This is a genomic window from Paraburkholderia sp. SIMBA_030 (assembly GCF_046535245.1).
GTDB lineage: Bacteria > Pseudomonadota > Gammaproteobacteria > Burkholderiales > Burkholderiaceae > Paraburkholderia.
In genome coordinates this window covers 1-268 of the sequence record NZ_JAWRXB010000643.1, presented here as the reverse complement: position 1 = coordinate 268, position 268 = coordinate 1, and the positions used below count along the sequence as shown (strand labels likewise).

Below are 268 nucleotides of genomic sequence, written 5' to 3'. Positions count from 1 at the left end.
AAGCTGAGAATCCAAATTTTCAGTCAAGTAATCAAATCAACGCGACAGAATTGACTGATAGTGATGTTGAAGGTAACGCACTACGTATTGAGCTTGATTTTGATAATAAGAAAAATACGCTTGCTAAAGCTTATTATAATGATACTGATGAAGGTTTTGTCACTGGCGCATCACCGCTTACGGCTGGACGTACTGAGTCTGGTGTAGAGGTTACTCATACTCTAAATGATAAGAAAACTGCTCTTAAATTAGAAGGCATACGCACAGA

At 38.1% G+C, this 268-nt stretch carries 1 protein-coding gene; it reads left to right on the top strand.

Annotated elements, in window-relative coordinates:
• A partial coding sequence (locus SB772_RS41530; protein WP_410838715.1) for a hypothetical protein occupies positions 1-268 on the top strand: 268 nt, incomplete at both ends.